The organism is Sphingobacterium sp. T2 (assembly GCF_000814685.1).
In the GTDB taxonomy this organism is placed as follows: domain Bacteria; phylum Bacteroidota; class Bacteroidia; order Sphingobacteriales; family Sphingobacteriaceae; genus Sphingobacterium; species Sphingobacterium thermophilum.
In genome coordinates, this window is sequence record NZ_JXAC01000058.1 from 1 (window position 1) to 6,832 (window position 6,832).

General features: G+C 40.7%; 6 protein-coding genes. All 6 read left to right on the plus strand.

The window, feature by feature from the left end:
- Positions 1–173 precede the first annotated feature (173 nt).
- On the plus strand, positions 174–761 hold the full coding sequence (locus SD31_RS17105) for a carboxypeptidase-like regulatory domain-containing protein (RefSeq protein ID WP_197053539.1): 588 nt from the start codon (positions 174–176) through the stop codon (positions 759–761).
- Positions 685–3,312 (plus strand): SusC/RagA family TonB-linked outer membrane protein, encoded by a 2,628-nt coding sequence (locus SD31_RS04895; protein ID WP_197053540.1) that lies wholly within the window; start codon positions 685–687, stop codon positions 3,310–3,312. Before SD31_RS17105 ends, SD31_RS04895 begins: the two co-directional genes overlap by 77 nt.
- A gap of 12 nt (positions 3,313–3,324) precedes the next feature.
- Positions 3,325–4,278 carry a RagB/SusD family nutrient uptake outer membrane protein gene (locus SD31_RS17110; protein WP_052258668.1) on the plus strand — a complete coding sequence of 318 codons (954 nt, stop codon included), beginning with the start codon at positions 3,325–3,327 and terminating at the stop codon, positions 4,276–4,278.
- Entirely contained in the window at positions 4,266–5,279 is a 1,014-nt protein-coding gene (locus SD31_RS17115; protein ID WP_039053323.1) for a RagB/SusD family nutrient uptake outer membrane protein, read from the plus strand. The genes SD31_RS17110 and SD31_RS17115 overlap by 13 nt, the downstream gene beginning before the upstream one ends.
- 20 nt (positions 5,280–5,299) lie before the next feature.
- Positions 5,300–6,565, plus strand: a complete 1,266-nt coding sequence (locus tag SD31_RS04910; protein ID WP_197053541.1) for a DUF4959 domain-containing protein — start codon at positions 5,300–5,302, stop codon at positions 6,563–6,565.
- An 11-nt stretch (positions 6,566–6,576) separates the two neighbouring features.
- A partial coding sequence (locus SD31_RS04915; protein WP_039053325.1) for a hypothetical protein occupies positions 6,577–6,832 on the plus strand: 256 nt, incomplete at its 3' end.

Genomic DNA, 6,832 nt, shown 5'->3' on the forward strand with positions numbered 1-6,832 from the left:
TTTTAAAACCAATCAACGTAAAATTATGAAGAAACTGTTACTTTATTCGATATAATTACATGCGACATAATATGAATGATTAGTGGCAATAGTTATTTTTTAGAAATAATTACTAGGTCATGTTATGTTTAATTATCAACCTTATAAGCCTTAACCTTAAATATTCTTAGTTTATGTATTATCTATTCAACCTCATGAAAAGGCTGAGTATAGGATGTTATTTAGCCTTATTATTAATGCATTATAGCTCTACGGCTGTATATGCACAGGAAAAGACGGTCACAGGTATTGTTAAAGATCTCAAAACGGGAAATCCTTTACCTGGTGTTACAGTATCCTCGAAAAGTAGGAATGTTAAATCTGTCACGGATGAGGGAGGAGGGTTTTCCATTGTAGCCGTTCCGAAGGATACTTTGGAATTTACCTTGGTCGGATATCAACCTATTCTTAAGGCAGTGGGTAATTTATCCGTAATCGAAGTGTCTATGGTGGTGGATGACAAATCGATTGAGGAGGTTACGGTTGTAGCTTTCGGTACGCAGAAAAAGTCAAGTATCGTAGGAGCTATAACTACTGTAAATACTAAGGACTTACAAATTCCTAGTTCAAATTTAACTACAGCTTTTGCGGGACGTATTCCCGGTATAATTTCCTTTTCTCCGTCCGGAGAGCCGGGGGCGGATAATGCTCAATTTTTCGTTCGTGGTTGTAACGACTTTTGGTTATCAGTCCTCTCCTTTGATTCTTATCGATGGTTTTGAAGCAACGACAGACAACTTGGCTAGGCTTCAGCCGGACGACATAGAGTCGTTCTCCATCTTAAAGGATGCCTCTGCTACGGTACTATATGGTGCACGCGGTGCTAATGGCATCATCATGGTTAATACTAAAGCCGGAAAGGAAGGGCCTGTAAAGTTGAGTGTACGCTTGGATGCCAATACATCTATGCCTACCCGCATTGTAGAGATGTTGGATGGGGTTAGTTATATGAAACTTTACAACCAAGCACGTATTACGAGAGACCCTTTATTGGGTAATTTCTATAGCGAACAAAAGATTCAATCCACGCTTAACGGTGAGAACGCCATGATCTATCCGAATACTAATTGGTATGATGCATTGTTCAATAAGTCTACAACGAATAAGAAAGCAAATATCAATGTTTCGGGGGGAGGTCAGGTAGCTACTTATTATGTTTCGCTGGGAATGGACAAGGAGTCAGGTTTACTCCGTGTGGATAAGAAAAATAATTTCAACAACAATATAGATATAGGCCGTTATACGGTGCGAAGCAACGTATTATTTAAGCTTACGCCTACTACCAAACTGGATACAAGATTGCAGGCACGATTCGAAAGATATAACGGTCCATACACTTCTGCTACCAGTATTTTTAACATGGTTATGAATATTAACCCTGTGGATTTTCCGGCGGTGTATGAACCTGATGAAAAAAATCTGTTTACCGAACATATTCTGTTCGGCAGTAGCTATGCCAATGGTTCTTTAATGCCAAACCCATACGCACAGATGGTTAGAGGCTATGAAGACAGAAATGAATCAACGATCATTGCACAAGCTACACTCTCTCAGGATTTGGATTTCTTCACCAAGGGATTAAAATTCCAAGGTAAAGTGTCTGCCAATACTTGGAGCCGTTATGCGGGCAGACGTAGTTATAATCCTTATTACTATGATTTGGAATCCTACAATCAAATTACTAAAGAATATAAGCTGCTTTTGCTTAATCCGACAACAGGTCAACCTTACCTCGGTGATGTTACTCCTGTAAGAGATGCTAATGGACATTTCTATTTCGAAGCTCGATTCAATTGGGATAGAACTTTTGGCGATCATACTATCTCGGCAATGACAGTAGGTATGATGGAAGAAAAGCTGCTGACAGGAGGAAATAGTAACTCTATCTACGAAACACTTCCGGAACGTAATATGGGTAATTCAGGAAGACTTTCGTATAGTCATAAAGATCGCCACTTTATAGAATTTGCCTACGGATATAATGGGTCGGAAAAATTTACTGGAAAAATGCGCTATGGTTTCTTCCCATCAATAGGTGTGGGATGGATGCTGTCAAATGAAAAATTCTTTGAGAAACTAACTCCGGTGATGAACATGTTTAAGCTCAGAGCTACTTGGGGTTTGGTGGGTAATGATGCCATTGCAGGAAGGTCAGGACGTTTCTTCTATCTTTCGGACATACAGTTAGGAGGAGGAGCATACCGTTGGGGAAGTTCTTTTATGAACGCTTATGATGGATATAGCGTAAGACGTTACGCAAACCCTAATATTACATGGGAACAATCCGAAAAATGGAATTTGGGATTCGAGAGCGGCTTCTTCAACAGTGCTTTGAAAATACAAGGCGATTTTTTCAAAGACTATAGAAGTAAAATTTATATGACACGTCAGAACTTTCCTAACACCTCAGGTCTTGAGGCTAGTATAAGCGGCAATGTGGGCAAGGTGACGTCAAAAGGGTTTGATGGTTCGTTCGAAATACAAAAGAATTTTAGTCCTAACTTCTGGCTGTCGGCCCGAGGAAACTTTACCTATGCCGTGAATAAGCTGGTGGAGTTGGATGAAAAAGACTATCCGGACCAATATCTAAAACGCTTGGGAAGCAATATTAACCAGCAATGGGGATTAGTAGCGGAAAGACTATTTGTAGATGAATATGAAATTACTAACTCTCCACGCCAAGATTTCGGTGAGTATATGGCAGGGGATATCAAGTATAAAGACATCAATGGCGATGGAGTCATCAACAGCAATGACCGTGTAGCTTTGGGGTATCCTACCGTTCCGGAAATCCAATATGGTTTTGGAGCTTCAATGGGGTATAAGACCATTGATTTTTCTTTCTTCTTCCAAGGAAATGCCAATACCTCCTTCTTTATTAATGCCGGGTATTCTGGCACTTCTGGTATTGCTCCTTTTGTGAACCGTAGAAATGCTTTGGCATTTATTGCAGAAGACTATTGGAGTGAGACAAATCCTAATATTCATGCTTTCTGGCCACGATTATCTACTGACCCTATAAACAATAATACGCAGCAATCTTCTTGGTGGCTAAGAAACGGGAGCTTCTTGAGATTGAAATCGGTGGAAATAGGGTATAGTCCCAAAAACCTTAAAAGTGTAGGTATAAATACTGGATCACGCCTGTACTTTAGTGTAGAAAATGTGGCTGTCTTCAGTCCGTTCAAGCTATGGGACCCGGAAATGGGAAGCGCAGGTTTGGGGTATCCACCAAACAGAAGATTCAATGTTGGTTTTCAATTATTATTCTAAAGGAGTTTAAAAATGAAAAAAATATATATATCGGGACTTCTATGTCTTGCTTTATCGAGCTGTACGAAATATCTGGATGTAGTACCAGACAACACATTGAGACTAGAGAATATCTTCGATCTTAAGGAAGATGCATGGAATGCGTTGGCCAAAGTGTATAGCTATATGCCTACGGATGACAAAGTACATAATACTACTTGGACTTTAGGCGATGAATGGGTGGGACGCTTAGATCTTAACAACAATACGAGTAATCTAAGAGCTATACGGATTATGCGCGGGTTACAGACGGCTTCCTCTCCACAGCTGGGGATGTGGTCGGGAACACAGGGTGGAAAACCTTTATATCAAGGGATACGTCAGGCCGATGTATTTCTTGAAAACATCTGGCGTGTACGTGATATGTCCGATGATGAAAAGAGAAATTGGTCCGCACAAGTGAAATTTATGAAGGCTTATTATGCTTTTCTCCTTCTTAAACATTACGGACCAATAGTGCTGCCTACCAAAATGGCTACACCAGAATCCAGCAAGGAGGAGCTCTTCATCCCGCGTTCGAAAGTGGAAGACTGCTTTCAATATATCTTAACCCTTATTAATGAAGCTATTCCCGACTTAAAAGAGCGGTCGGCAGAAAACGACTTAGGACAGGTGGACCAGCTTGCAGCCAAGGCCATAAAAGCACGTATTCTGCTTTATAGAGCTAGTCCTTTCTTTAATGGTAACCGTGAGTATTACGGTGACTTTTTAAACGATAAAGGAGAGCATTATTTTGAGCAGACTTACGACCCTGAAAAATGGAAAGAGGCTTTGGATGCTATCAATGAGGCTATACGTGTGGCAGAAAGTAATGGAATTCAGCTCTACACTTATGATAAAGAGCCTTTCCTTTATGACCGTCAGGCATTCGAAGAAAATCCGGAAAAAATGAAAACCATAACTACGATCTGCGCATGCTTATTGTAGATCCATGGAATAAGGAATTAATCTGGGGATATTCCAACATTGATTATTATGCAGATGGTGGGCTAGCCCACGGATCAAACATAAGGTTGCCGGACGGATATGGCGATGGGGTGAAAAATACGGCAAGTTTTTCGTGGCAATGGCTGGGAGCGACCTATCAGATAGCAGAACGCTATTACACAAAGAATGGTCTTCCTATAGAAGAAGATCTTACTTACGACACTAACCTGAAACACGAAATCGTCGTTACTCCAGGGGTGATGGACGAAGCTTACAGAGAACTTTATGGTTATATGCAGCCTGGTGCAGAAACCATAAATCTGTATTTGAATCGTGAGCCTCGCTTTTATGCAAATCTAGGCATAACAGGAGGCTATTGGAGAGCACATAACGTGTTAATTAACGCACGTATGTTTGCTAACACCGAAGGAGGATTCAATTCGTCGGTAAGTTCTACAGACTACTTATGTACCGGTATTGGGGTGCAAAAGTTTGTGCATCCTGAATCACAATCAGGAAGTTGGCAGCGTACCATCAAATTCCCATATCCTTTGATTCGTATGGCTGATCTCTATCTGATGCGTGCAGAAGCCATGAATGAATACTATGGACCAAGTGCTGAAGTGTATGCAGATATTAACAGAGTACGTAGAAGAGCGGGAATTCCTGATGTTGAAGTAGTGTGGGCGGACCCTAGTCTTACCCGTACGGTGAATAAGCACCTTACCAAAGAAGGACTTAGAGATATTATTCTTCAGGAACGATCCATAGAGTTTGCTTTTGAGGGTATTCATTTTTGGGATATGTGGAGACACAAGAGAGCCTCTCAGCGCTTCTCTTCACCTGTATGGGGCTGGACACATACCGGAACTAATGCTTCTTCTTTCTTCGTGCTCGAAGTTAAGCAACAACGCCGTTTCACTATCACCGATTATCTGTGGCCTATCGATATTAATGAGTTGAATACAAATAGTAAGCTTGTTCAAAATCCAGGATGGTAATTTATTCAATTAGAAGTGTTATGAGAAAAATAGTATATGCATTATTGATAATGGCTTTCGCTCTTTCATGTAAAGAGATGGAAAGGTTTGATGTAAACAAAGGAGATGATACACCTCCGGGACAGGTGTCGGTAAAGTCGTATAAGCCGTTGTATGGTGGAGCGCGCTTTTATTACACACTTCCTTCAGATGAGGACTTATTACGTGTGGAAGCAGAATTTATCAACGCACAAAATCAGGTTTTTAAATTTACATCTTCTTATTTTGTCGATTCATTGGATGTTTACGGTCTTCCCGATACTAAATCCTATACAATAAATCTGTATGCGGTGGACAGGGCAGGCAACCGCTCGGCACCGACAGCAGTACAAGTAACTCCTTTAGAACCGGCTTATCGCCGAGTAGCAGAAAATATGGTTGTCAAGGGCGGATTTGCTTCGTTCTATTTGGATTGGATCAATGAGCTCAAGCAAAACATCAATGTATATGTTGATTTTGAATTTAGCGACAATGGTCAGCAACGTAAATTGACTTCGGTGTTCTCTTCCAACTTAGAGACGGACCGAAGATTTATTAATGACCTTGATAATGTGGTCAACAATAAAGTCAAAGTGAAAATTAGGGTCGAAGATATGTATGGTAATATGACGGAACCTATTGACAAAGGAGAAATCGAGCTTTTGGAGGACTACGAAATTCCCAAAACGGCATGGAAGCTTCCTAACGCCAATGATACTATTGGTGGTGTTCCTATGTGTTTTGGTGACGGATTGGAAGGAAGAACCCGAAATGTTATTGACGGAATAATCGATAGAGGAGACAATCTGAACTTCATGCATACCAATGCGAGGGGAAGAACAGGAAGAGCTGCCGATGGTAATATGCCATGGAACTTGATGATCGATCTAGGAGATTATTATGAGCTGAGCCGTATTGTCACCGTCCAAAGACACTCAGGAGGTTTGGCAAATATAAGCCGCGGTCAATACTATAAGGCAGAAAATGTAGGGATGTATAGAATGTACTATTGGGATGATGATGTGAATGGATGGGTAGAGATAAGTACACATAAAATCCCGGTTATTGAAGGTTTGAGCGACCTGGATTACGTCAAAATGGGAGAAGCAGGAGATATGGCTTATATGTATCCTGACGATCCTAAGTTTACCAAAAAGACAAGATGGTTCAGGTATGAAGCTTTGAAAGGCTTTACGTCTAACTATACCTTGGATGATGGAAACTGCCTGTCGGAGATAACATTGTATGGAAGAAAAGCTAAGAATTAAATTGTAAGATTATGAAATTCGTAAAACTATTATATGCTTTGATAGGATTTGCAATGATCTTGCAGACCGGATGCAAAGGCATGTACGACAATTTGGAGAAATATGCCAAAGAGGATATCTATCCTGCCAAATACGATACCATCATAGGGCAGGTAGGCTATGAAAGGGTGGAAATCGACCTGCTTAAAGCCGGAAGAATTCCCTCGAACAAAATCTATATGGGAAAAGCCAAGAAGACGGTAGTAGAATACGCTTATCATCATATTC

What these genes read in the sequence shown, in the direction of transcription:
- SD31_RS04910 (WP_197053541.1), top strand. Translation starts at nt 5,300, where the DNA reads ATGAGAAAAATAGTATATGCATTATTGATAATGGCTTTCGCTCTTTCA.
- SD31_RS17105 (WP_197053539.1), top strand. Translation starts at nt 174, where the DNA reads ATGTATTATCTATTCAACCTCATGAAAAGGCTGAGTATAGGATGTTAT.
- SD31_RS17115 (WP_039053323.1), top strand. Translation starts at nt 4,266, where the DNA reads ATGCTTATTGTAGATCCATGGAATAAGGAATTAATCTGGGGATATTCC.
- SD31_RS04895 (WP_197053540.1), top strand. Translation starts at nt 685, where the DNA reads ATGCTCAATTTTTCGTTCGTGGTTGTAACGACTTTTGGTTATCAGTCC.
- SD31_RS17110 (WP_052258668.1), top strand. Translation starts at nt 3,325, where the DNA reads ATGAAAAAAATATATATATCGGGACTTCTATGTCTTGCTTTATCGAGC.